The organism is Micromonospora sp. M71_S20, from assembly GCF_003664255.1.
In the GTDB taxonomy this organism is placed as follows: domain Bacteria; phylum Actinomycetota; class Actinomycetes; order Mycobacteriales; family Micromonosporaceae; genus Micromonospora.
Genome location: NZ_RCCV01000001.1, coordinates 18606 through 42868, shown reverse-complemented (window position 1 = coordinate 42868; position 24263 = coordinate 18606). Strand labels below are relative to the sequence as shown.

At 74.8% G+C, this 24263-nt stretch carries 24 protein-coding genes; 21 read left to right on the top strand and 3 right to left on the bottom strand.

What is annotated here, in order from left to right:
• Positions 1-4 precede the first annotated feature (4 nt).
• Both fmt and DER29_RS00220 read left to right on the top strand, forming a co-directional pair.
• Positions 5-931: a methionyl-tRNA formyltransferase gene (gene fmt / locus DER29_RS00225; protein WP_121395219.1), complete on the top strand. Its 927-nt coding sequence runs from the start codon at positions 5-7 to the stop codon at positions 929-931.
• Positions 928-2529 (top strand): RsmB/NOP family class I SAM-dependent RNA methyltransferase, encoded by a 1602-nt coding sequence (locus DER29_RS00220; protein ID WP_121395217.1) that lies wholly within the window; start codon positions 928-930, stop codon positions 2527-2529. Before fmt ends, DER29_RS00220 begins: the two co-directional genes overlap by 4 nt.
• A 118-nt stretch (positions 2530-2647) precedes the next feature.
• Here DER29_RS00220 and DER29_RS00215 read toward each other — a convergent pair whose 3' ends face one another.
• Positions 2648-3370 (bottom strand): VOC family protein, encoded by a 723-nt coding sequence (locus DER29_RS00215; RefSeq protein ID WP_121395215.1) that lies wholly within the window; start codon positions 3368-3370, stop codon positions 2648-2650.
• 172 nt (positions 3371-3542) lie between these two features.
• On the opposite strand from DER29_RS00215, the gene DER29_RS00210 reads away from it, so the two are divergent.
• Positions 3543-5285, top strand: coding sequence for a M28 family peptidase (locus DER29_RS00210; RefSeq protein ID WP_121395213.1), 1743 nt, complete (start codon positions 3543-3545; stop codon positions 5283-5285).
• A gap of 46 nt (positions 5286-5331) precedes the next feature.
• On the opposite strand, the gene DER29_RS00205 is transcribed toward DER29_RS00210, so the two are convergent.
• Positions 5332-6222: a septum formation family protein gene (locus DER29_RS00205; RefSeq protein WP_121395211.1), complete on the bottom strand. Its 891-nt coding sequence runs from the start codon at positions 6220-6222 to the stop codon at positions 5332-5334.
• A gap of 110 nt (positions 6223-6332) precedes the next feature.
• On the bottom strand, positions 6333-7220 hold the full coding sequence (locus DER29_RS00200; protein WP_121395209.1) for a septum formation family protein: 888 nt from the start codon (positions 7218-7220) through the stop codon (positions 6333-6335).
• Between the two features lie 237 nt (positions 7221-7457).
• On the opposite strand from DER29_RS00200, the gene rpe reads away from it, so the two are divergent.
• From rpe to argC, 18 genes are all read left to right on the top strand, one after another.
• On the top strand, positions 7458-8138 hold the full coding sequence (gene rpe, locus DER29_RS00195) for a ribulose-phosphate 3-epimerase (protein WP_121395207.1): 681 nt from the start codon (positions 7458-7460) through the stop codon (positions 8136-8138).
• A gap of 1 nt (position 8139) precedes the next feature.
• Positions 8140-9096 carry a response regulator gene (locus tag DER29_RS00190; RefSeq protein WP_121395205.1) on the top strand — a complete coding sequence of 319 codons (957 nt, stop codon included), beginning with the start codon at positions 8140-8142 and terminating at the stop codon, positions 9094-9096.
• Positions 9097-9511: 415 nt separating this feature from the next.
• On the top strand, positions 9512-10573 hold the full coding sequence (gene ribD / locus DER29_RS00185) for a bifunctional diaminohydroxyphosphoribosylaminopyrimidine deaminase/5-amino-6-(5-phosphoribosylamino)uracil reductase RibD (RefSeq protein ID WP_121395203.1): 1062 nt from the start codon (positions 9512-9514) through the stop codon (positions 10571-10573).
• A 1-nt stretch (position 10574) separates the two neighbouring features.
• Positions 10575-11255 carry a riboflavin synthase gene (locus DER29_RS00180; RefSeq protein WP_121395201.1) on the top strand — a complete coding sequence of 227 codons (681 nt, stop codon included), beginning with the start codon at positions 10575-10577 and terminating at the stop codon, positions 11253-11255.
• Positions 11255-11953, top strand: a complete 699-nt coding sequence (gene pnuC / locus DER29_RS00175; RefSeq protein WP_121395199.1) for a nicotinamide riboside transporter PnuC — start codon at positions 11255-11257, stop codon at positions 11951-11953. Before DER29_RS00180 ends, pnuC begins: the two co-directional genes overlap by 1 nt.
• A gap of 156 nt (positions 11954-12109) precedes the next feature.
• On the top strand, positions 12110-13375 hold the full coding sequence (locus DER29_RS00170) for a bifunctional 3,4-dihydroxy-2-butanone-4-phosphate synthase/GTP cyclohydrolase II (protein ID WP_121395197.1): 1266 nt from the start codon (positions 12110-12112) through the stop codon (positions 13373-13375).
• Between the two features lie 2 nt (positions 13376-13377).
• Positions 13378-13875, top strand: coding sequence for a 6,7-dimethyl-8-ribityllumazine synthase (gene ribH / locus DER29_RS00165; RefSeq protein ID WP_121395195.1), 498 nt, complete (start codon positions 13378-13380; stop codon positions 13873-13875).
• A 106-nt stretch (positions 13876-13981) separates the two neighbouring features.
• Positions 13982-14245, top strand: a complete 264-nt coding sequence (locus DER29_RS00160) for a phosphoribosyl-ATP diphosphatase (protein WP_088947482.1) — start codon at positions 13982-13984, stop codon at positions 14243-14245.
• A gap of 45 nt (positions 14246-14290) precedes the next feature.
• The gene (hisG, locus tag DER29_RS00155; RefSeq protein WP_121395193.1) at positions 14291-15136 is read left to right on the top strand and encodes an ATP phosphoribosyltransferase; all 846 of its coding nucleotides are present in this window, start codon (positions 14291-14293) and stop codon (positions 15134-15136) included.
• Complete coding sequence (locus DER29_RS00150; protein ID WP_305036113.1) at positions 15133-16173, top strand: DMT family transporter; 1041 nt, start codon at positions 15133-15135, stop codon at positions 16171-16173. Before hisG ends, DER29_RS00150 begins: the two co-directional genes overlap by 4 nt.
• The gene (locus DER29_RS00145; protein ID WP_121395191.1) at positions 16170-16643 is read left to right on the top strand and encodes a PH domain-containing protein; all 474 of its coding nucleotides are present in this window, start codon (positions 16170-16172) and stop codon (positions 16641-16643) included. Before DER29_RS00150 ends, DER29_RS00145 begins: the two co-directional genes overlap by 4 nt.
• A gap of 336 nt (positions 16644-16979) precedes the next feature.
• Positions 16980-17603, top strand: a complete 624-nt coding sequence (gene infC, locus DER29_RS00140; RefSeq protein ID WP_121395190.1) for a translation initiation factor IF-3 — start codon at positions 16980-16982, stop codon at positions 17601-17603.
• Positions 17604-17622: 19 nt separating this feature from the next.
• A complete protein-coding gene (rpmI, locus tag DER29_RS00135; protein WP_007458415.1) occupies positions 17623-17817 on the top strand; it encodes a 50S ribosomal protein L35 in 195 nt (64 codons plus the stop codon).
• Positions 17818-17848: 31 nt separating this feature from the next.
• A complete protein-coding gene (rplT, locus tag DER29_RS00130) occupies positions 17849-18241 on the top strand; it encodes a 50S ribosomal protein L20 (RefSeq protein ID WP_030335718.1) in 393 nt (130 codons plus the stop codon).
• Between the two features lie 32 nt (positions 18242-18273).
• A complete protein-coding gene (locus DER29_RS00125) occupies positions 18274-19119 on the top strand; it encodes an RNA methyltransferase (protein WP_121395188.1) in 846 nt (281 codons plus the stop codon).
• Between the two features lie 213 nt (positions 19120-19332).
• Positions 19333-20421 carry a phenylalanine--tRNA ligase subunit alpha gene (pheS, locus tag DER29_RS00120; protein WP_121395186.1) on the top strand — a complete coding sequence of 363 codons (1089 nt, stop codon included), beginning with the start codon at positions 19333-19335 and terminating at the stop codon, positions 20419-20421.
• Positions 20422-20460: 39 nt separating this feature from the next.
• Positions 20461-23040, top strand: coding sequence for a phenylalanine--tRNA ligase subunit beta (pheT, locus tag DER29_RS00115; RefSeq protein ID WP_121395185.1), 2580 nt, complete (start codon positions 20461-20463; stop codon positions 23038-23040).
• Between the two features lie 206 nt (positions 23041-23246).
• Positions 23247-24248 (top strand): N-acetyl-gamma-glutamyl-phosphate reductase, encoded by a 1002-nt coding sequence (gene argC / locus DER29_RS00110; protein ID WP_121395183.1) that lies wholly within the window; start codon positions 23247-23249, stop codon positions 24246-24248.
• The last annotated feature ends 15 nt before the right edge of the window (positions 24249-24263 follow it).

Below are 24263 nucleotides of genomic sequence, written 5' to 3'. Positions count from 1 at the left end.
GCCGGTGCGTGTGATCTTCGCCGGTACGCCGGCCGTCGCCGTTCCCGCCCTGGCCGCCGTGGCGGCCTCCCGTCACGAACTCCTCGCCGTGGTCACCCGGCCGGACGCCCCCGCGGGGCGCGGCCGCGGGCTGGTCCGCTCCCCGGTGGGGGCGTGGGCCGACGAGCACGGGATCGAGGTGCTCACCCCCGCCCGGCCGCGTGAGCCGGAGTTCCAGGACCGGCTGCGTGAGCTGGCCCCCGACTGCGTCCCCGTGGTCGCGTACGGCGCGCTGGTGCCGCCGGCCGCCCTGGAGATCCCCCGCCACGGCTGGATCAACCTGCACTTCTCGCTGCTGCCCGCCTGGCGTGGGGCCGCGCCGGTGCAGCACGCCGTGCTGCACGGCGACGAGCTGACCGGGGCGAGTGTGTTCCAACTGGAGGAAGGGCTGGACACCGGTCCGGTCTACGGCACGCTGACCGACGAGATCCGTCCGACCGACACGTCCGGCGACCTGCTGGAGCGGCTGGCCCACTCCGGCGCCGGCCTGCTGGTGGCCGTCCTCGACGCGATCGACGACGGCACGGCCCGGGCCGAGCCGCAGCCCGCCGACGGGGTGTCGCTGGCGCCGAAGCTGACCGTGGAGGACGCCCGGGTGCGCTGGTCCGATCCCGCCTTCGCGGTGGACCGGCGGATCCGGGCCTGCACCCCGGCGCCCGGCCCGTGGACGACGTTCCGGGGCGAGCGCGTCAAGCTGGGCCCGGTCACCCCGGTGCCCGACGGCCCGGAGTTGAAGCCGGGCGAGCTGCTGGTGGAGAAGTCCCGGGTGCTGGCCGGCACGGCCACCACCCCGGTGCGGCTCGGCGAGGTCCGGGCGGCGGGCAAGCGGGCGATGCCGGCGACCGACTGGGCGCGGGGCGTCCGGGTCGCCGCAGGGGAGGAAGTCGCGTGACGGGCACTTCGGAAGGGCCCTCGGGCGACCGGCTCTCCGGCGAACGGCGCGGTGAGCGCTCCGACGGCGAACGACGCGGTGAGCGCTCCGACAGCGGGCGTTTCGGCGGTGAGCGCTCCGGCGGGCGCGAGCAGCGTCCCGCGGGCGGCCAGCGCGGCGAGCGGCCGGCACGGGGCGGCCAGTGGGGTGCCCGAGCCGGCGGCGACCGCCGCGACGGCGGCCGGCGCCCCCCTGCCCGCCCGACGGTCGACCTGCCCCGCCAGGTGGCCTACGAGGCGGTCGCGGCGGTGCACCGGGACGACGCGTACGCCAACCTGGTGCTCCCGTCACTCCTGCGCGACGCGGGGCTGGTCGGCCGCGACGCCGCCTTCGCCACCGAACTGACCTACGGCACGCTGCGCCACCTCGGCACCCTCGACGCGATCCTCAGCGACGCCGCCGGGCGGGACGTGCAGCGCATCGACCCGCCGGTGCGCGACGCGCTGCGGCTCGGGGCGTACCAGCTGCTGCACACGCGGGTGCCGGCGCACGCCGCGGTCTCCTCGACCGTCGACCTGGTCCGGGCGGTGGGCCCCGGCGCGACGGGCTTCGCCAACGCGGTGCTGCGCGAGGTCGCCGGCCGTGACGCCGATGCCTGGGTGGCCAAGCTGGCCCCGTCGGCGGAGAGCGACCCGGTCGGGCACCTGGCCCTGGCGTACAGCCATCCGCAGTGGATCGTGCGGGCCTTCGCCGAGGCGCTCGGCGGCGACCTCGGCGAGACCACCCGGCTGCTCATCGAGGACAACGAGCGCCCGCCGGTGCACCTGTGCGCCCGGCCCGGGCTGGCCGATGCGGCGGAGCTGGCCGACGAGGCCGGCGGCGCACCGGGGGCCTTCTCCCCGTACGCGGTCTATCTCTCCGGCGGCGCGCCCGGCGACCTGCCGGCGCTCGCGCAGGGGCGTGCCCACGTGCAGGACGAGGGCTCCCAGCTGGTGGCCAACGCCCTGGCGGTGGCCCCGCTCGACGGCCCGGACGGGCGCTGGCTGGACCTGTGCGCCGGCCCGGGCGGCAAGTCCGGCCTGCTCGGCGCCCTGGCCGCCCAGCGGGACGCGCGGCTGACCGCGGTCGAGGTCTCCGAGCACCGGGCCCGGCTGGTCGAACAGGCCACCCGCGGCCTGCCGGTGACCGTGCTGCACACCGACGGCCGCACCGTCGGCGCGGACCCGAAGCTGCCGGAGGCGCACTTCGACCGGGTGCTCGTCGACGCGCCCTGCACGGGGCTCGGGTCGCTGCGCCGTCGCCCGGAGTCCCGCTGGCGGCGCCAGCCCTCGGACCTGCCGCCGCTGACCCGGTTGCAGCGCGAGCTGCTGGCCGCGGCGCTGCGCGCGACCCGCCCGGGTGGGCTGGTCGCCTACGTGACGTGCTCCCCGCACACCGTGGAGACGCACGTGACGGTGACCGAGGCGGCCCGCCGCTCCGGCGTGCCGGTCGACTTCGTCGACGCCCGGCCCCTGCTGCCGGCGGGCATGCCCGGCCTCGGCGACGGGCCGACGGTGCAGCTGTGGCCGCACCGGCACGGCACCGACGCGATGTTCCTCGCGATGCTCCGCCGCACCTGAGCGGGGGGTCCCACGGGCTCGTCCGGCCGCGACGCGGAGGACCACGGCGCGGCACGCTCACGGGGCGTGCCGCGCCGTGGTCCGCGCACGGTGACCGGCGGGACCTGAAGGGCACCCGTCACCCCTGGTCGAGGTCCCAGACGAAGCAGAAGGGCTTGCCGGCGGGATCGGCGTACACCCGCCAGTTGTCCCCCTCGCCGGGCAGGCGGGTGGCGCCGAGCGCGAGCGCCGCCGACTCGGCCGCCGCCACGTCGTCGACCCGCACGTCGAGGTGGATCTGCTGCGGGTGGGCCGGGTCGGGCCAGCGCGGCGGCGAGTAGTCGGCCACCTGCTGGAACAGCACCGGTTGGGCGCCGTCCTCGCCGATCATCGCCATGCCGTCGCCCTCGTAGGTCACCGGCTTGCCGAGCAGTTCCGCGTAGAACACGCTGAGCGCCCTGGCGTCGGGGCAGTCCAGCATCACGCCCGCCAGCGTGGTGCGCGGGTCGTCGGCGTTGAGGCACAGGTCGAACGGGTGCCCGGCGGGGTCGGCCAGGGTGTGCCACCGCTCGTTGCGACGCAGCAGCGTCGCGCCCAGCTCCTGCGCCCGGGCGGTGGCCGCCGCCAGGTCGGGCACCCGCAGGTCGAGATGGGCCTGCTGGGGGCGGGCGGGATCCGGCCACCGCGGTGCCACGTGGTCCGGCGCGAGCTGGGCCGCCACCCGCCAGCCGTCGTTGGTGGTCATCGTGATCCAGTCGTCCTCGGCATGGATCTGCCGCCACCCGGCCAGCTCCTGGTAGAACCTCGCCAGACCGGCGATGTCACGGGTGTCCAGGGCGACGGTCCACAAGGTGCCGATCATCGTTCCTCCCCCCTCCGTCGGGCGTCGACACATGATTGCCCACCGGTACGACACCACGCCCGTCGGTCCGTCGGCGGTACGCGGGCGCGGCGGGCAGCGCCGCCCTTTCGTCTGCTTCCACGATCGCGCTCCACGGTGGCATCATCAGGCGGCCACCTATCGAGGAGCGTCCATGAAACGAAGAATCCTGACCGCCGGCCTCGCGCTCGCCGTCGTCACCGGCGGCATGGCGGCGCCGACCGCCGCGCCGGCGTCGGCGGCCCCGGCCGCCGGCGTGCTCGCGCCCGCCGCGCAGGCCCTGGCCGCGCCGGACATCGCGATCGCCGACGTCCAGGCCCACCTGACGCAGTTCCAGAGCATCGCCACCCAGAACGGCGGCAACCGGCGGGCCGGCTCCGCCGGCTACACGGCCTCCGTCGCGTACGTCAAGACGAAGCTCCAGGCCGCCGGGTACACGGTGACCGAGCAGGTCTGCACCGACTGCACCTACCGGTCGAACAACCTGATCGCCGAGTGGCCGGGCGGCCCCGCCGACCAGGTCGTCATGTTCGGCGCGCACCTCGACGGCGTCTCCGCCGGCCCGGGCATCAACGACAACGCCACCGGCTCGGCCGCGCTGCTGGAGAACGCGCTGGTGCTGGCCCGGCAGAACCCGACGATGACCAAGCGGGTCCGGTTCGCCTGGTGGACCGACGAGGAGCAGGGCCTCAACGGCTCGGACTTCTACGTGCGTTCCCTCAGCGCCACCCAGCGGGGATACGTCAAGGGCTACTACAACTTCGACATGGTGGGCTCCACCAACGGCGGCTACTTCATCAACCGGATCACCTCCACCACCGCCGCCCCGCTGAAGGCGTACTGGGACTCGCTGAACATCCAGCCCGAGGAGAACGTCGAGGGCCAGGGACGCTCCGACGACTACTCGTTCCAGCAGGCCGGCATCCCGACCTCCGGGTACGCTGCCGGCGCCAGCGCCCGGAAGACCTCGGCGCAGGCCGCCAAGTGGGGCGGCACGTCCGGCTCGGCGTACGACCCGTGCTACCACCGGTCCTGCGACACCACCTCGAACGTCAGCGCCACGGTGCTCAACCGCAGCGCCGACGGGATCGCGTACGCCGTCTGGCAGCTCGCTGTGGGCACGGGAACCAACGACTTCTCGGTCGCGGTGAGCCCGACGTCGGGTTCGGTGCAGCGGGGCGCGTCCACCACGGCGACGGTCGCCACGGCCACCACCGGCGGCACCGCACAGACGGTCAGCCTGTTGGCGACCGGCGCCCCGGCGGGTGTCACCGTGTCCTTCAGCCCGTCGTCGGTCGCCTCCGGCGGCTCCGCCACCATGACGGTCAGCGCGTCGGCCTCGGCCCCGGTGGGCACGTACACCCTCACGGTCACCGGCGCGGGCTCCGGCGGCGTCTCGCGCTCGGCCAGCTACACCCTGACCGTCGGTGGGGGTGGCGGTTGCGCCGGCGGACAGCTCATCGGCAACGGTGGGTTCGAAAGCGGGTCGTCGCCGTGGACCGCCTCGTCGGGTGTCATCACGAACGACACCCGCCAGCCGGCGCGGACGGGTTCGTACAAGGCGTGGCTGCTGGGGTACGGCTCGACGCGGACCGAGACGTTGTCGCAGTCGGTGACGATCCCGGCGGGCTGTGCGAGCTACACGCTGTCGTTCTGGCTGCACGTCGACACGGCGGAGACGACGACGAGCACCGCGTACGACCGGTTGGTCGTGCAGGTGGGGACGGCCACGCTGGCGACGTACTCGAACCTGAACGCGGCGGCGGGCTACACGCAGCGGTCGTTCAACGTGGCCGGGTACGCGGGACAGACGGTGACGCTGAAGTTCACCGGCACGGAGGACGCCTCGTTGCAGACCAGCTTCGTCGTCGACGACGTGACGCTCCAGGCCAGCTAGGCGCGGCAGGGGCCGGGGCGGCCGTCCGCGTTGGCCGCCCCGGGCCTCAGGTGACCGGCAGGCCCCTCGTGCCGGCGCCCTTCACCGACCTGGTGAGGTTGCGGTCGCTGACCCACAGGAAGCACTGCACGCCCCGGTTGCCGTTGCGCCACTCCCGCTCGAACGGGTGGTAGTAGATCGAGCCGGCCCGGTACTGCAGGTCGCCGTTGTCCGGCACCCTGGCGTACTTCGCGATCAGCGTCCGGCACGCCCGGTGCACCTTCCGGGTGTCCCGGCTGAAGTCGTCGTAGCTGGTGTCGGGGGCCTGCCACACGCCGACGAACTCGGCGCGGTGCTTGCTGGTGCAGGCCACCGGCACCATCTCCCGCACCTCGTCGGCCCGCGTCTTCGGGTTGAAGCAGCGGTGGGCGAGCGGGGCGGCGCCGCTCAGGGCGCCCTTCAGGCTGCCCGTGCGGGCCTTCGCGGCGGCCTCGTCGAGGCTGGTCTGCTCGCTCAGGTCGCAGCGGAACCAGCGGGCGCCGCCGCCCCACGCCTGCGGCGACGGCAGCACCACGCTCAGCCCGAGCCGGCCGGCCCGCCAGTCGCCGCCGACCACCTGGTTGACCTTCGCGTCGCACTCGGCGCGGGCGGCGCGCATGCCGGCCGAGCCGGCCGGCGGGGGCGTGACCCGGTCGGCCCCCGCCCCGGTCAGCGTGCCGACGTGCACGGTCTCCGTGCGGTGTGACGCCGCGCAGTCGACGGGGTGGTAGGCGGTGAGGTAGCCGACGTCCTGCACGCCGGCGTGGCAGACCCCGGCGGCGGGCACGAACGCCTGCGGCGCGGCGGGCGCCGGCCAGTCGTCGGTCAGGTCACGGTCGGTGCCGGCCGGGGTGCCGCAACCGGTGAGCGCCAGGGCCGCCACCGCGCCCACCGTGGCCGCCGTCCACCACCGTCGCATCCCGACCTCCCGCCGTTCGTGGGCCGCACCCGGCGGCGGCCAGCGCGGCGGTCCCGCCGGCGCGGAGGCGGCCGGACACGCCACGGTGCGGCAGCATACGGCACCCTCGCTCAGCTCGCGGGCAACCCTTGCGGGCCGGCGCCCCGCATGGAGCGGGTCAGCTTCCGGTCGTCGCTCCACAGGAAACACCGCACCCCCCGGTCGCCCTCCTGCCACTCCCGCTGCGACGGGGGATAGAAGATCGAGCCCGCCCGGTACGGCAGGTCGCTGTTGTTGGGCACCTCGGCGAAGGCGGCGATGAGCGCCATGCAGCGCGTGTGCGCCTGCCGGTGGGACCGGCCGAACTCGGCCCAGGTGACGTCCCGCTCCAGGTAGACGCCGACGAACTCGGCGCGGTGCGGCTCGGTGCACAGCACCGGTGCCATGTAGTTCAGGTTGTCGCCGATCAGCTTCGGGTCGAAGCAGCGGTGCAGCAGCGGGGAGTCGCCGATCATCGCGCCCCGCAGGCTGCCCGTGCGGTTCACCGGCCGGGTGTTGTCGATGCTGCCGGTCTCGCTCAGGTCGCAGCGGAACCAGCGGGCGCCCCCGCGCCACGCGGGGGCGGAGGGCAGCGCGACGGTGAGCGTGATGCGGGCGGCGTGCCAGTCGCCGCCGAGCACCTCGCGGGCCCGCTGGTCGCACTCGGCGCGGGCGGGACGCAGGGTCGCGGATCCCGGTTCGGGCCGGTCGCCGTCGGCGGCCGGGCCGGCGAAGCTGCCCACGTGCACGGTCTCGGCCAGGTGGTTGCGGGAGCAGTCCACCGCCTCGTAGGTGCGCGCCTGCACGACGGCGGTGATCCGGGGCAGGCAGGCGTCCGTGGCCGGCACGAACAGCTGCGGCGCCCGCAGCGCCGGCCAGTCGTCGGTGAGGTCGCCGTCGGAGCCGCCCGGTCGTACGCAGCCGGACAGCAGGACCGTCAGCGTGCCGGCCAGCGCCAGCGCCGCGAGCCACCGTCGCATCGTCCGCCCTTTCCGGGAGCTGACGCGTCGACCGCCGCCGGGCCACCGCGCGGCCGTCACCGTCCCTGATGGAGTCTTGCCGCGTTTCCGTCGTCCGGCCAGTCGCGGATGGCCCTTCGTCCGGTTTCGCTGACCCGGGAGGACCAATTCTGCACCACTGGTCACCGCCGGGTCACCGGGTGTCCCGGTTGGTGGCGCGCTGCGGGTGGTCGTCGGCCGCGTTCGTACACTGGCCCCGTGACCGTACCGCCGCCGATCGTCGCGCCCAGCATCCTCGCCGCCGATTTCGCCCGCCTCGCCGAGGAGGTCCGTGCCGTCGAGAACGCCGCGGACTGGCTGCACGTGGATGTCATGGACAACCACTTCGTGCCCAACCTGACCATCGGGCTGCCCGTGGTGCAGAGCCTGCGGGCCGCCACCGAGCTGCCCTTCGACGTGCACCTGATGATCGAGGACCCGCGCCGGTGGGCGCCCGGGTACGCCGACGCCGGGGCGTACAACGTCACCTTCCACGCCGAGGCGTGCGACGACCCGGTGGCCCTGGCCAAGGACCTGCGCTCGGCGGGGGCCAAGGCCGGGCTGGCGATCGACCGGGACACCCCGATCGAGCCGTACCTGGAGCTGCTGCCGAGCTTCGACACGCTGCTGATCATGACCATCAAGGCCGGCTTCGGCGGGCAGCGGTTCATCCCGCAGCTGCTGGACAAGGTGCGTACGGCCCGCCGGCACGTCGACGCCGGCCACCTCGAACTGCGCATCGAGGTCGACGGCGGCATCGCCGCCGACACCATCGCCCAGGCTTCCGAGGCGGGTGCCGACGCGTTCGTCGCCGGCACCGCCGTCTACGGCGCCGACGACCCCGCCGAGGCCGTCCGGAAGCTGCGGGCACTCGCGGAGCGCGCCGCCCCCGGGGCCTGACGTGGAACCGGCCGGGGACCGTCCGGACGTCATCCTCGTCGTCGACGACGACGAGGACATCGCGCGTTTCGTCGCGTTCAACCTCCGGCTGCACGGCTTCGAGGTGATCCACGCCAGCGACGGGCAGGAGGCGCTCGAGGTGATCGAGCGCCAGCGCCCCGACCTGGCGGTGGTCGACCTGATGATGCCGCGCATCGACGGGCTGGAGCTGACCCGGCGGCTGCGCGCCGACCCGATGACCTCCGCCCTGCCGGTGATCATGCTGACCGCCAAGGGCATGACGGTGGACAAGGTGCACGGGCTCAGCGCCGGCGCCGACGACTACCTGGTCAAGCCCTTCGACACCGCCGAACTGGTCGCCCGGGTCAGCTCCACGCTGCGCCGCAACAAGGAGTTCCGCGAGGTCTCGCCGCTGACCGGGCTGCCCGGCAACAGCCGGATCCGCCGGGAGATCTCCGACCGCGTCCGCAGCGGGGTCGACTACGCCGTCGGCTACATCGACATCGACCGGTTCAAGAGCGTCAACGACCGGTACGGCTTCGTCCGCGGCGACGACTTCATCTCGGCCCTGGCCCGCAGCCTGCACCGGGCGGTGGTCTCGGTCGGGCTGCCGCCGGCCTTTCTGGGGCACGTCGGCGGGGACGACTTCGTCATCGTCTGCGCCCCGGAACAGGTCCGGCCGCTCACCTCCCGGGTCTCCGCAGACTTCGAGAAGGCCGCCGACTCGCTCTACGACCCGGTCGACGCCGCGCGCGGCTACGTGGAGCTGAAGGACCGCCGGGGCAACATCCGGCGGGCCGCCCTGGTCACCCTCTCGATCGGCGTGTCCCTCTCCGACTCCGGCAAGCGGTTCACCGACCCGCTGGAGGCGATCGCGGTCGCCTCCGAGATGAAGACGGTGGCCAAGAGCCAACCCGGCTCGTACGTGGCGGTGGACCGCCGGCGCGGGGTCACCTGATTCGTGCGCTGTTGCTGTGAAGTACCACGCCCGGGTGGCGCGACCCCCCGTCCGGCGTGTAACACTTCCCGTGTACCCACCACGCGCTGGCGGGACTCGGTGTAATTCCGAACCGGCGGTGATCCACGGTGTGACCGTGGTAAGCCCGCGACCCGGTCGGCCTCGTGCCGCCCGGTGGACCTGGTGAGAATCCGGGGCCGACGGTTGGGAGCGGGAAACCCCGCCCCCAGACAGTCCGGATGGGAGACAGCGCGCGGGACGGACGGGCCCTGCCCGGCCGCTGAGTTCAGCGTGCCGTGCGCGCCCCCCGGGGCGGCCCCGCCGTACCCGGATCTCCGCCGCCGCACGCTCGCGGCCCCATGCCGTTGCCTCCCGTGACCGCCCGCGCGTCGACCGGCGAGTGAGAGGGCAGGGCATGGCCGGCGTCTCCGTCGACGAGGCGATGCGTCGCGCGGTGGAACTCGCCGCGCGCGGTCTCGGCACGACCAGCCCCAACCCGGTGGTCGGCTGCGTGCTGCTCGACGCCGACGGGCAGGTGGTCGGCGAGGGGTTCCACGCCTACGCCGGAGGGCCGCACGCCGAGATCGTCGCGCTCGCCCAGGCCGGGGAGCGGGCCCGCGGCGGCACCGCCGTGGTCACCCTGGAACCCTGCGACCACACCGGCCGCACCGGCCCCTGCAGCACCGCGCTGGTGCGCGCCGGCGTCGCCCGGGTCGTCGTCGCCGTGCCCGACCCCAACCCGCTCGCCACCGGGGGCGCCGCCACGCTGCGCGCCGCCGGGATCCAGGTCGACACGGGGGTACGCGCGTGCGAGGCGGAGGCCGGCAACGTCGCCTGGCTCACCTCCATGCGCCGGGGCTGGCCGTACGTGATCTGGAAGTTCGCCGCGACGCTGGACGGCCGGTCGGCGGCGGCCGACGGCACCAGCATGTGGATCACCTCCGAGGCCGCCCGGATGGACGTGCACGCGCTGCGCGGCACCGTCGACGCGGTGCTCGCCGGCGTGGGCACGGTCCTCGCCGACGACCCCCGGCTCACCGCCCGCAACCTGCGCGACGGCACGCTCGCCATCCGGCAGCCGCTGCGGGTCGTGGTGGACACCGACGGGCGTACGCCGGCCGACGCCCGGGTCCGCGACGGCGCGGCGCGCACGTGGATCGCCACCGCGGCGGAGGTCGGCACCGGGCCCGACGGCCGCGTCGACCTGCCGGCGCTGCTCGCCGCGCTGCACCAGCGCGGGGTCCGCGCCGCGCTGCTGGAGGGCGGCCCGAAGCTGGCCGGGGCCTTCCTGGCCGCCGGCCTGGTCGACAAGATCGTCGGCTACGTCGCGCCCCGGCTGCTCGGCGCCGGCCCGACGGCCCTGGTCGACGCGGGTGTGAACACCATCGCCGAGGCCATCGACCTGGAGTACGTCGACGTTACGCAGGTCGGACCCGACCTGCGGATCACCGCGCTGCCCCGGAAGAGGGAGGGCTGACATGTTCACCGGCATCGTCGAGGAGTTGGGTGAGGTCGTCCGGATCACCGAGACGGCGGGTGACTCGGCGCTGGTCGCGGTCCGCGGCCCGCTGGTCACCTCGGACGCCCGGCACGGCGACTCGATCGCGGTCAACGGCGTCTGCCTGACCGTGGTCGACGTCGAGAACGGGACCTTCACCGCGGACGTGATGGGGGAGACGCTGCGCCGCTCCGCGCTGGGCGCGCTGCGGGCCGGCGACCCGGTCAACCTGGAGCGGGCCGCCGCGCTGGGCAGCCGCCTCGGCGGGCACCTCGTGCAGGGGCACGTCGACGGCGTCGGCGAGGTCGTCGCCCGCGAGCCGGCCGCGCAGTGGGAGACCGTCCGGTTCCGGCTGCCCGCCGCCCTGGCCCGGTACGTGGTGGAGAAGGGCTCGATCACGGTCGACGGCGTCTCGCTGACCGTCGCCGAGGTCGGCCCGGACTGGTTCGCGGTCGGCCTGATCCCGACCACGCTGAAGCTGACCACCCTCGGCGCCCGGCGCGTCGGCGACCCGGTCAACCTCGAGGTGGACGTGCTCGCCAAGTACGTCGAGCGGCTGCTCGGCGCCCGGCTGGCCGACCCCGCCCGCCCGGACGCCGGCCCGCCCGACGGGCTGCCGGTCACCCTGCCGGGTGCCGCCGCACCGGGTGGGGTGGCCTGATGGGCCCGCTCGGGTGGTTGCTCGACGCACAGGTCGACATCGCCGGCTCGCCCGTGCTGGTCCGCGAGATCGTCGGCAACGGCTTCGGGCTGGCGTCGGCGGTGTTCGGCCTGCGCCGGCTGGTCTGGGCCTGGCCCGTCGGCATGATCGGCAACGCGTTGCTGTTCACCGTCTTCCTGGGCGGTGTCTTCGCCACCCCGCAGGCGCACGACCTCTACGGGCAGGCGGGCCGGCAGGTCTTCTTCTTCTCGGTCAGCGTCTACGGCTGGTGGCGCTGGTCGCAGCACCGCCGCCGGGGCGTCGACGGCGACCGGACGGCGGTGGCGCCCCGCTGGGCCACCGGCCGGGAACGGCTCGGCCTGCTGCTCGCGGCCGTGATCGGCACCGCCGCCGCGTACCCGCTGCTCGCCGCCCTCGGCTCCTGGGGGCCGCTGCCGGACGCCTGGATCCTCACCGGCAGCCTGCTCGCCACCTACGGCATGGCCCGCGGCTGGGTGGACTTCTGGCTCATCTGGATCGCCGTCGACGCGGTCGGCGTGCCGCTGCTGCTGCGGGGCGGCTTCTACCCCTCGGCCGCCATGTACCTCGTCTACGGCGCCTTCTGCGCCTGGGGCCTGGTCGCCTGGTGGCGCACCTCGCGGGCCGCCCGCCCGGCGCCCGCGCCGATCCCGTCGACCTACTCGGAGGCCGTGGCATGAGCGAGCGAAGCGAGCGAATCATCAGGCTCAGTGCGGTGGTGCCTCATGGCGGCACGGAGCGAAGCGGAGTGCCGGCATGAGCAAACGAAGCGAGCGAATCATCAGGCTCAGTGCGGTGGTGCCTCATGGCGGCACGGAGCGAAGCGGAGTGCCGGCATGAGCACCTTTGGCAGCATCGAGCAGGCGGTGGCGGACGTCGCCGCCGGCCGGCCCGTCGTCGTGGTCGACGACGCCGACCGGGAGAACGAGGGCGACCTGATCTTCGCCGCCGAGCTGGCGACGCCCGAGCTGCTCGCCTTCATGGTGCGCCACACGTCCGGCTACATCTGCGCGCCGCTGACCGAGAGCGAGTGCGACCGGCTGGACCTGCCGCCGCAGCACCACACCAACCAGGACCGGCGCGGCACCGCCTACACGGTGACCGTGGACGCCCGGGAGGGCGTCAGCACCGGCATCTCCGCCGCCGACCGGGCGCACACCATCCGGCTGCTCGCCGACCCCGGCACCGGCCCGGCAGACCTGGCGCGGCCCGGGCACGTGGTGCCGCTGCGGGCCCGCGAGGGCGGCGTGCTGCGCCGGCCCGGCCACACGGAGGCCGCGGTCGACCTGACCCGGCTGGCCGGGCTGCGTCCCGCCGGCGTGCTCTGCGAGCTGGTCAACGACGACGGCACCATGATGCGGGTGCCGGACCTGGAGAAGTTCTGCGCCGAGCACTCCCTGACCCTGATCACCATCGCCGACCTGGTCGCGTACCGGCGGCGGACCGAGAAGCAGGTCGAGCGGGTCGCCGACGCCCGGATGCCCACCCGGCACGGCGTGTTCCGGGCCCTGGGCTACCGCAGCGAGCACGACTCGGCCGAGCATGTCGCCCTGGTCGCGGGTGAGATCGGCGACGGGCGCGACGTGCTGGTGCGGGTGCACTCCGAGTGCCTCACCGGGGACGTGTTCGGCTCGGTGCGCTGCGACTGCGGCCCGCAGCTCGACGCCGCCCTGGACCGGGTCGCCCGGGAGGGCCGGGGCGTGGTGCTCTACGTACGCGGCCACGAGGGGCGCGGCATCGGGCTGCTGCACAAGCTCCAGGCGTACCAGCTCCAGGACCAGGGCCGCGACACGGTCGACGCCAACCTCGACCTGGGCCTGCCGGCCGACGCCCGCGACTACGGCACCGGCGCGCAGATCCTCTACGACATCGGGGTGCGCTCGATGCGGCTGCTCACCAACAACCCGGCCAAGCGCGCCGGCCTGGAGGGCTACGGGCTGACTGTCACCGGCCGCGAGGGGCTGCCGGTGCGCCCGCACCCGGAGAACGTGCGCTACCTGCGCACCAAGCGGGACCGGATGGGGCACCTGCTGGACGAGCTGGACGAGGTGACCGAGGCGCCGATGGGCCGCCCGGTCCTCGGCGACGAGATCGGAGCGTAGGCATGGCGGGTTTCGGTGAACCGGGCGTGACGGCGGTGGACGCCGCCGGGATGACCGTCGGCGTGGTCGCCGCGCGCTGGCACGGCGAGCTGACCGACCACATGCTCGACCGGGCGGTCGCCGCCGCCGAGGCGTGCGGCGCCCGGGCGGTCACCGCCCGGGTGGCCGGCTCGGTCGAGTTGCCCGTGGTGGCGCAGGCCCTCGCGCGGCGCTGCGACGTCGTGGTCGCGCTGGGTGTGGTGGTCCGCGGCGCCACCGCCCACTTCGACTACGTCTGCCGCTCGGTCACCGACGGGCTGACCCGGGTGGCGCTGGACGAGGGCAAGCCCGTCGCGCACGGCGTCCTCACCGTCGACACCCTCGCGCAGGCCCGGGACCGGGCCGGGCTGCCCGGCTCGGCGGAGGACAAGGGCTGGGCGGCCACCGTCGCCGCCCTCGACGCCGCCCTGGCCATCCGCGCCCTCGCCAGCAACGGCCACCGGGTCGGCTTCGGCGGCTGACCCGTTCCCGGCGCGGGGACGCACCCGTCGTGCGGGCGTTCCCGGTCGGTGAGCGGGGCCTGACCCGGCGCGTCGGGGCGGTCGGGGCGGCTGGAAGAATCGCGGCGTGAAGACGTTCGAGGAGTTGTTCGCCGAGCTGCAGGCCAAGGCCGCTGCGGGCACCCCCGGCTCGGGCACGGTCGCCGCGCTCGAGAAGGGCGTGCACTTCATCGGCAAGAAGGTCGTCGAGGAGGCGGCCGAGTCGTGGATGGCCGCCGAGCACGAGGGGCCGGAACGCACAGCCGAGGAGATCTCCCAGCTGCTCTACCAGGTCCAGGTGCTGATGCTGGCCAGCGGTCTCGACCTGAAGGACGTCTACCGACATCTGTGAGTGCGCCCCGTCGTTGATCAGTTTCGATCGAAGGAGCACTCCGTCATGCTGCGTGTCGCCATTCCGAACAAGGGCACCCTGGCCGAGCCGGCCGCCCAGATGCTGCGCGAGGCGGGCTACCGCCAGCGCACCGACCCGAAGGACCTGGTCTGCCGGGACGAGGCCAACGACGTCGAATTCTTCTACCTGCGCCCGAAGGACATCGCCACCTACGTCGGCTCCGGCGACCTGGACCTGGGCATCACCGGCCGGGACCTGTTGATCGACTCCGGTGCCCCCGCCGAGGAGGTCGTCGACCTCGCCTTCGGCCGGGCCACCTTCCGCTTCGCCGCCCGCCCCGACGACATCGCCTCGGTGCGGGAGCTGGGCGGGCACCGGATCGCCACCGCGTACCCGGGGCTCGTGGAGCGGCACCTCGCGGAGCTCGGGCTCAAGGCCGAGGTGATCCGCCTCGACGGCGCGGTGGAGAACGCCGTCCGGCTCGGCGTCGCCGACGTGGTCGCCGACGTGGTGGAGACGGGCGCCACGCTGCGCCAGGCCGGCCTGGTGGTCTTCGGCGAGCCGCTGCTGCGCTCGTCGGCGGTGCTGGTCCGCCGCGCCGACGCCGCGACCCACCCGCAGGCCGCGCAGCTGCTGCGCCGGCTGCACGGGGTGCTGGTCGCCCGCCGCTACGTGATGCTCGCCTACGACGTGCCGGCCGGCCTGCTGGACCGGGCCAGCTCGCTGACCCCGGGCATCGAGTCGCCGACCGTCTCCCCGCTGCACCGCGAGGGCTGGGTGGCGGTGCAGGCGATGGTGCTCCGCGACGACGTGCACCGGATCATGGACGAGCTGTACGAGCTCGGCGCCCGCGCGATCCTGGTCACGAACATCCACGCCTGCCGGCTGTGAGACGCCCGGCCACGCCGGGGACGGTGCCGGGGCACTCGCCCACCGCGTCGGGACTGCCGCCGTGGGCGGCGCTGACCCTGGTCACCCTCGCCGGCGTCGCCTCGGCGGCCCAGGGCGCGATCAACGCCGAGCTCGGCGAGCGGGCCGGCAACGCGACCCTGGGGGCGGTGGTCAACAACCTCGGCGGGGCGCTGCTGGTCGGCCTCGGGGTCTTGGCGCTGCCGTCGGCGCGCACCGGCCTGGCCGCGCTGCGCCGGGCAGGGCTGCCCTGGTGGGCGTACCTGGGCGGGCTTGGCGGCGCGGGCATCGTGCTGGCCGGCGCGTACATCGTGCCGGTGCTCGGGGTGGCGGTCTTCACCATCGCCCAGGTCGCCGGGGGCAGCCTCGGCGGGCTTGCCGTCGACCGGGCCGGGCTGGCGCCGGTGGGGCGGCTGGCGCTCACCCCGCCACGCGTGGCCGGCGCGCTGCTCGGCGTGACCGCCGTGACGCTGGCCCAGCTCGGCCAGCCCGTCGGCGATCTCGCCCTCGGCCTGGTCCTGCTCGCCGTGGCCGGCGGGCTGGGCGTCGCGCTCCAGTCCGCGCTGAACGCGCGGGTCTCCGCCGCCAGCTCGGCCGCCGCCGGGATGGTGGTCAACTTCGCCACGGCCACGCCCGTCGTGCTGCTGGTCGCGGCGCTGGCCGGCGCCCTCACCGGGCCGGGCCCGACCTGGCCGGACGACTGGTACCTCTACACCGGCGGCCTGCTCGGCGTCGTCATCGTGGCCGCCCTGCTGGTCGGCGTCCCGGCGGTCGGCGTGCTGCGCACCGGGCTCGCCCTCGTCGCCGGCCAGTTGGGCGGCGCCCTGCTGCTGGACGCGCTGCTGCCGGGCGGCCCCGGCCTGCGGCTGCCGGTGCTCGCCGGGGCGCTGCTCACCCTGGCGGCCGCCCTGGTCGCCGGCCGGGGGCGCGGCCGGCGGGGTCCCGGGGAGGCCGTCCCGCCCGTGGAACGTGTGGCGGCACCGGAACGGCCCGCATCGGGTGGCAGACTGGTGGGGTGAGCGAAATCGAGTCCGTCCACCTCCGCCCGCGCCGCATCCGAGTGGTCTGCTGGGCCTGCGCGGCCGTGCTGTTCGTGGTGTTCAGCCTGCTGGCCACCTCGCTGAGCGGCGCGACGGGCAACGGCTACGGCAGCTTCCAGCGGGGCGACCAGATCGCGATGGTCGGGCTCGGCGTCCTCGGCGCGCTCGCCTTCCTGATCTTCACCCGGCCCCGGGTCGACGCGAACGCGTCGGGGGTGCGCGTGCGCAACGTCGTCGGCTCGTACGAGCTGCCGTGGGAGGTCGTCCGGGGGGTCCGCTTCGACCGGGGCGCGCCCTGGGCGAGCCTGGAGTTGCACGACGACGACCTGCTGCCGATGGTCGCCCTGCAGGCCGCCGACAAGGAGCGGGCCGTCGAGGGGGTCCGCGCCCTGCGCCGGCTGCACCAGGCGCACCAGGCCCGGCTCACCGAGGGCGCCACCGGCCGCTGAGCCGGGTGCCCGGTTGGGACGGTGTCCGGGCGAGGGTGTAGTGTTACGAAGTCGACCAGGCTGTCTTCGTGTGTGCGCATCGCGCCCACCCGTGCGGTCTTGAAAGAGGAGCGCCTGCTCCCACCCGAGTCGCCACCACGGTGGCCGGGTCCGGTCACCGGTTCCGGGCACGTCCCGGCACCGGATGCGCGATCATGTGATCGTGCCGACCGGTCGAGCGGGCCCTGGCATGCGCCGGGGCCTTCTGCTTTCCAGGTCGGCTCCCACCCGGGAGCCGCGAGGGTCGGCCACGTAGAGATTCCGACTCGAGGAGGCCCCATCAGCGTCGAACCACGCGTGAACGAGCAGATCCGGGCACGTGAGGTCCGACTGGTCGGCCCCGAGGGCGAGCAGGTGGGCATCGTCCCGCTGGAGCGCGCCCTTCAGCTGGCCGCGGACGTCGACCTGGACCTGGTCGAGGTTGCGCCGATGGCGCGCCCGCCGGTGTGCAAGCTCATGGACTTCGGCAAGTTCAAGTACGAGAGCGCACTGAAGGCGCGCGAAGCGCGGCGTAACCAGCAGCAGACCGTCATCAAGGAGATGAAGCTCCGGCCGAAGATCGACCCGCACGACTACGAGACCAAGAAGGGTCACGTGGTGCGGTTCCTCAAGGCGGGCGACAAGGTCAAGGTGACGATCATGTTCCGCGGTCGCGAGCAGAGCCGTCCGGAGCTGGGTTACCGGCTCCTGCGCCGGCTCGAGTCGGAGATCTCGGAGCTGGGGTACGTCGAGGCCGCTCCGAAGCAGGACGGTCGAAACATGATCATGGTGCTCGCGCCGCACCGCGCCACCAAGGCCGCCGCGGTCGCCGCCACGGCCACCCGGGGCGGGCCCAGGGAGCGGGACGCCGAGGGCGCCCCGGCCGACGAGCCCGCAGCGGCCGGTGACACCGGCACCGTCGCCGACAACAGCGGCGAGTAACAGGGGAGAGACGTTCCACATGCCGAAGATGAAGAGCCACACGGGAATGGGCAAGCGGGTCAAGGTGACCGGCAAGGGCAAGATCGTTGCCCAGCAGGCCGGCCTCCGGCACAACCTGGAGAAGAAGCCCTCCACCCAGACCCGTCGGCTGACCGGCACCGTGGTGCTGGCCAAGGCCGATGTCAAGCGCATCAAGAAGCTGCTCGGCCGCTGACGCGCGCCACCTTACGTAATTAGGAGTTGAGATGGCACGCGTCAAGCGGGCTGTGAACGCCCAGAAGAAGCGTCGTACCCTGCTGGAGACCGCGAGCGGCTACCGCGGTCAGCGCTCCCGCCTCTACCGCAAGGCCAAGGAGCAGGTGCTGCACTCGATGCAGTACGCCTACCGGGACCGTCGCGACCGCAAGGGCGACTTCCGGCAGCTGTGGATCCAGCGGATCAACGCGGGCGCCCGCGCCAACGGGATGACCTACAACCGCCTGATCCAGGGCCTGCGCCTGGCCGGCATCGAGGTCGACCGCAAGATCCTGGCCGACCTGGCCGTCAACGACGCCGCCGCCTTCGCGGCGATCGTCGAGCTGGCCCGGGCCGCGGTCGCGGCCGAGGGCACCGGCGGCGCGGCGGCCCAGGCCGCCTGATCCCCGCGCACCAGCAGATCGAGGCGTCTCCCATGCAGTCACCATCGCGCGGGAGACGCCTCGACGCTGTCTCCGGCCCCTTCACCCCGCGTACCCCCAGGGTGGTCGCTGCCCGCCGGTTGCAGCGCCGCCGGGACCGCGAGGCCGCCGGCCGCTTCCTGGCCGAGGGGCCGCAGGCGGTCCGCGAGGCACTGGCCCGCCCGGGGGTGGTCACCGAACTCTTCGGTACGCCCGCCGCCCTGGACCGGCACGCCGACCTGGCCGCCGTCGCGGCCCGCGCCGACGTGCCCGTCTCCGAGGCGACCGACGAGGCGCTCGCCGCGCTGGCCGAGACGGTCGCCCCGCAGGGCCTCGTCGCCGTCTGCCGCCACCTCGACGTGCCGCTGGAGCGGGCCCTGGCCGACGGGCCCCGCCTGGTGGCCGTGCTCGCCGGAATCCGCGACCCGGGCAACGCCGGCACCGTGCTGCGCACCGCCGACGCCGCGGGCGCCGGTGCGGTGGTCTTCGCCGGCGAGGCCGTCGACCCGTACAACGGCAAGTGCGTGCGGGCCTCGGCCGGCAGCCTCTTCCACGTCGACGTGGTCCGCGCGCCCGACCCGGTGGACGTCGTCGCGGCGCTGCGCGCCGCCGGGCTCACCGTCCTCGCCACCACCGGCTACGGCGAGGACGACCTCGACGACCTCGCCGACGACGGGCGGCTCGCCGCCCCCACCGCCTGGCTCTTCGGCTCGGAGGCGCACGGCCTGCCCGAGGCGCTCACCGCCGCCGCCGACGCCCGGGTCCGGGTGCCCCTGCACGGGCGCGCCGAGAGCCTGAACCTGGCTGCGGCCGCCGCCGTCTGCCTGTACGCTTCGGCGAGAGCACAGCGGCGGCCGTGACCCGGCCGCCCGAGGCACAGACCGCAGGGGAGAGCGTCCGCCCATGAACGCGCCACGGCGTTCGTTTAGCCAGCCCGCCGGTGTCGGCGGGCGGCGGGCCTGACCTGCTCTCCGCACAACTCCCACCGGCGGGCTGCGGCACAGCCGCGCGTCCGTAGACTCGCTTCGCCGCCCGTGAGGGCTGGCGCCGCCGTGAGGGAGTGCCCGTACGCCATGAGCTACCGCAACGATCCGTACGACCCGAAGCAGGTCGCCCTGCTCGACCCGGCCGCCCTGGCCGAGGCCGTCGCCGCCGCCGAGAAGGCGTTCGCCGAGGCCGGTGACCCGGACGCGCTGACCGCGCTGCGCCCGGCGCACCTCGGCGACCGGTCCCCGGTCTCGCTGGCCCGCCGCGAGATCGGCGCGCTGCCGCCGGCCGCGAAGTCCGACGCCGGCAAGCGGGTCAACGAGGCCCGCCGCGCCATCGACGCCGCGTACGCGGCCCGCCAGGAGGTCCTGGACCGGGAGCAGGCGCAACGGGTGCTGGTGGAGGAGCGCGTCGACGTGACGCTGCCCCACGACCGGCGGCCCCGGGGCGCCCGGCACCCCATCAGCACCCTGATGGAGCAGATCAGCGACCTGTTCGTCGGCATGGGCTACGAGGTGGCCGAGGGGCCCGAGGTCGAGCTGGAGTGGACCAACTTCGACGCCCTGAACATCCCCGCCGACCACCCGGCGCGCGGCCTGATGGACACCTTCCACGTCGCCCCCGCCGACGGCTCCGCCGAAGCGGCGGGCTCCGGGCTCGTCCTGCGTACGCACACCTCGCCGGTGCAGGCGCGCACCATGCTGACCCGCAAGCCGCCGATCTACGTGATCGTGCCGGGCCGGGTCTACCGCACCGACGAGCTGGACGCCACCCACGCGCCGGTCTTCCACCAGGTGGAGGGTCTCGTCGTCGACCGGGGCATCACCATGGCGCACCTGCGCGGCACCCTGGACCACTTCGCCCGGGCGATGTTCGGCGAGGGCGCGAAGACCCGTTTCCGGCCGCACTACTTCCCGTTCACCGAGCCGTCCGCCGAGTTCGACGTCTGGTTCCCCGAGCACCGCGACGGCCCGCGTTGGGTCGAGTGGGGCGGTTGCGGCATGGTCAACCCGCGGGTGCTTCGCGCCTGCGGCATCGACCCCGAGGTCTACTCGGGATTCGCGTTCGGCATGGGCATCGACCGGACGGTGATGTTCCGGCACGGGGTCAGCGACATGCGGGACATGGCCGAGGGCGACGTGCGGTTCACCCGCGCGTTCGGGGCCGGGGCGTAGGCGATGCGGGTACGAGTTACGGAGACGGTGGTCTGAGTCATGCGAGTTTCTGTCAGTTGGCTGCGGGAGTACGTCGACCTCCCCGCCGACCTGCCCACCGGCGACCTGGAGCAGGCCCTGGTCGGCCTCGGCATCGAGGTCGAGTCCGTGGTGGACCTGCGGGAGACCGTCACCGGTGCGCTGGTCGTCGGTGAGGTCCGCGAGATCGAGGAGCTGACCGGCTTCAAGAAGCCGATCCGGTTCTGCCGCGTCGACGTCGGCGACGCCAACGGCACCGGCGAGCCGCAGGAGATCGTCTGCGGGGCGCGCAACTTCGCCCCCGGCGACCGGGTCGTGGTGATCCTGCCCGGCGGCGTGCTGCCCGGCGGCTTCGCCATCGGCGCGCGCAAGACGTACGGGCGCAACTCCAACGGCATGATCTGCTCCGCGCGGGAGCTGGGCCTGGGTGACGACCACGACGGCATCATCGTGCTGCCCGGGGACACCCCGGCCAAGCCGGGCGACGACGCGCGGCCCGTCGTCGGCCTCGACGACGTCGTGGTCGAGGTGGAGATCACCCCCGACCGGGGGTACGCGATGAGCGTCCGCGGCCTGGCCCGGGAGCTGTCGCACGCCCTCGGGGTGCCGTTCCGCGACCCGGGCCTGGCGCCCGCGCCCGGCGGCACCGACACGCCGGCGTACCCGGTCGAGGTGCGCGACACCGTCGGCTGCGACCGGTTCACCGCCCGCCTCGTACGCGGCGTCGACCCCACGGCGCCGACCCCGGACTGGATGCAGCGGCGGCTCACCGTCGCCGGCATCCGCAGCATCTCGCTGCCGGTCGACATCACCAACTACGTGATGCTCGAGCTGGGCCAGCCGATGCACGCCTTCGACGCCGACCGGATCGCCGGGCCGCTGGTGGTGCGCCGCGCCGAGGCGGGGGAGAAGCTGACCACGCTCGACGGGGTCACCCGGGCCCTCGCGCCCGAGGACATGGTGATCTGCGACGCCGGGCTCCCGAACCCCCTCGCGGGCGAGGGCGCCGGCGTCCCGATCTCGCTGGCCGCCGTGATGGGTGGCGAGACCAGCGAGGTCGTCGCCGGGACCACGGACGTGCTCTTCGAGGCCGCCCACTGGGACCCGGTGATGGTCGGGCGCACCGCCCGCCGGCACAAGCTGTTCAGCGAGGCGGCGAAGCGGTGGGAGCGGGGCGTCGACCCGGCCCTGCCGCTGGTGGCCGTCGCGCGGGCGGTCCGGCTGCTCACCGAGCACGCCGGTGGCGCGGCCGGTGACGAGATCCTCGACATCGACCACGTCCGGCCGCGTACCCCGGTGGTCCTGCCGGCCGACCTGCCGACCCGGCGGATCGGCGTGAGCTACCCGCCGGCGCGGGTGGCCGCCCTGCTGGAGCAGGTCGGCTGCGCGGTCGCCCGGGGCGCCGACCGGCTGGTCGAGGACCCGGGTGAGGTCGGCGTGGCCGCCGGCACCGGCGGCGCGCTCAGCGTCACCCCGCCGACCTGGCGGCCCGACCTGACCGACCCGGCCGACCTGGTCGAGGAGGTGGTCCGCCTCGACGGCTACGACCGGGTGCCGTCCGTGCTGCCGACCGCGCCGCCCGGCCGCGGCCTGACCTGGCAGCAGCGCCGCCGCCGGGCCGTGGCCCGGTCGCTCGCCGAGCGTGGGTACGTGGAGGTGCTCGCGCACCCGTTCGTCGCCCCCGGGCTGGCCGACCAGCTCGGCCTGCCCGCCGACGACCCGCGTCGGCGGGCGGTACGGCTGGCCAACCCGCTGTCGGAGGAGGAGCCGCTGCTGCGCACCACGCTGCTCGGCCCGCTGCTCGGCATCGTGAAGCGCAACCTCGGCCGGGGCCAGCGCGACCTCGCCCTCTACGAGATCGGCGCGGTGTTCCACCCGCGTCCCGACGCCGGCCGCCCGCCGGCGATGGGCGTGGACCGGCGACCCACCGACGAGGAGTTCGCCGCCGCCGACGCGGTCGTGCCCGACCAGCCCCGGCACGTCGCCGTCGTCCTGACCGGCGACGCCGAGCCGGCCGGCTGGTGGGGCGCGGGCCGCCCGGCCGGCTGGGCCGACGCCGTGGAGGCCGGCCGGGACGTGCTGGCCGCCGCCGACGTCCCGACGGACCGGATCGAGGTCCGGGCCGCCGAGCACGCCCCCTGGCATCCCGGCCGTTGCGCCGAGCTGCTGGTCGACGGCACGGTGGTCGGGTACGCCGGCGAGCTGCACCCGACGGTCGTGGCGGCGCTGGAGCTGCCCCGGCGCACCAGCGCCATGGAGCTCGACCTGGACGCGCTGCCGGCCGCCCCGGTGGCGTCCGCGCCGGTCGTCTCGGGCTTCCCCCCGGCGCTGATCGACGTGGCGCTGGTCGTCGACTCCTCGGTGCCCGCGGCGCAGGTGCAGCAGGCCCTCGTCGAGGGCGCCGGCGGGCTGCTGGAGGGGGTGCGCCTGTTCGACGTGTACGCCTCGGAGCAGCTCGGGGCGGGGCGCAGGTCGCTGGCGTACAAGCTCACCTTCCGGGCCCCGGACCGGACGCTGACCGTGGAGGAGGCGGTGGCCGCCCGGGACGCGGCGGTCGCCCGCGCCGCGGAACGCTTCGGCGCCACCCTGCGCGGCGCCTGAGCGACGACGAGGGCCCCTTCCGCCGGCGCGGGAGGGGCCCTCGTCGTTCCCCGGTCCCGGGTCACCGGGCTCCCGCGGGCGGTGACCGGATCGATCGGTGGTGGGCGGACGGGGCACCGCCTCATCCTCATGCAGTCGGCTGTATGAACTTGCAGGGAGGCGCTGTCGCTTGCTAGCCTCCTCTGCATAGTCATGCGGAGGTGGGGATGAGTATCCGTGTCGCGGTCGCCGGGGCGAGCGGCTACGCCGGGGGCGAGCTGATCCGCCTGGTCGCCGGGCACCCGGAGTTCGACCTGGTCGCCGCCACCGCGCACAGCCAGGCGGGGCACCGGCTCGACGTCGTACACCCGCAGCTCGCCGGCCTGGACATGGTCCTCGGCGAGACGGACGCGGCGACGCTGGCCGACGCGGACCTGGTCTTCCTGGCCCTGCCGCACGGTCAGTCGGCTGCCCTTGCCGCCCAGCTCCCGCCCGAGGTGCGCGTGGTCGACCTGGGCGCGGACCACCGCCTCGCCGACCCGTACGCCTGGGCCAACTACTACGGCGGCACGCACGCCGGGCCGTGGACATACGGCCTGCCCGAGCTGCCCGGCCAGCGGGAGCTGATCGCCGGCGCCACCCGGGTCGCCAACACCGGCTGCTACGCCGCCGCGATCATCCTGGCCCTCGCCCCGCTGATCGCCGCCGGCGCCGCCTCCCCGGCCGACGTGGTGGTCGTCGCGGCCTCCGGCACCTCCGGCGCCGGCAAGGCGGCCAAGCCGCACCTGCTCGGCAGCGAGGTGATGGGGGACCTGTCGCCCTACCGCGTGGGCACCCACCAGCACGTCCCGGAGATCAAGCAGGCCACCGGCGCGACCGGCCTGTCGCTGACGCCGGTGCTCGCGCCGATGCCCCGGGGCATCCTCGCCACGGTGACCGCCGTGCCGGCCCGGGGCGTCGACCCGCGGGCGGTGCTCGCCGAGGCGTACGCGGACGCGCCCTTCGTGCACGTCCTGCCGGAGGGGGCCTGGCCGCACACCGCCGCCACCCTCGGCTCCAACTCCTGCCACCTGCAGGCCACGGTCGACGTCGACTCCCGCCGGATGATCGTGCTGAGCGCGCTGGACAACCTCGGCAAGGGCGCCGCCGGCCAGGCCGTGCAGAACGCCAACCTCATGTGCGGCCTGCCGGAGACGACGGGCCTGTCCGTCTGGGGCGTGGCGCCGTGAGCGCGAGGAGTGCAG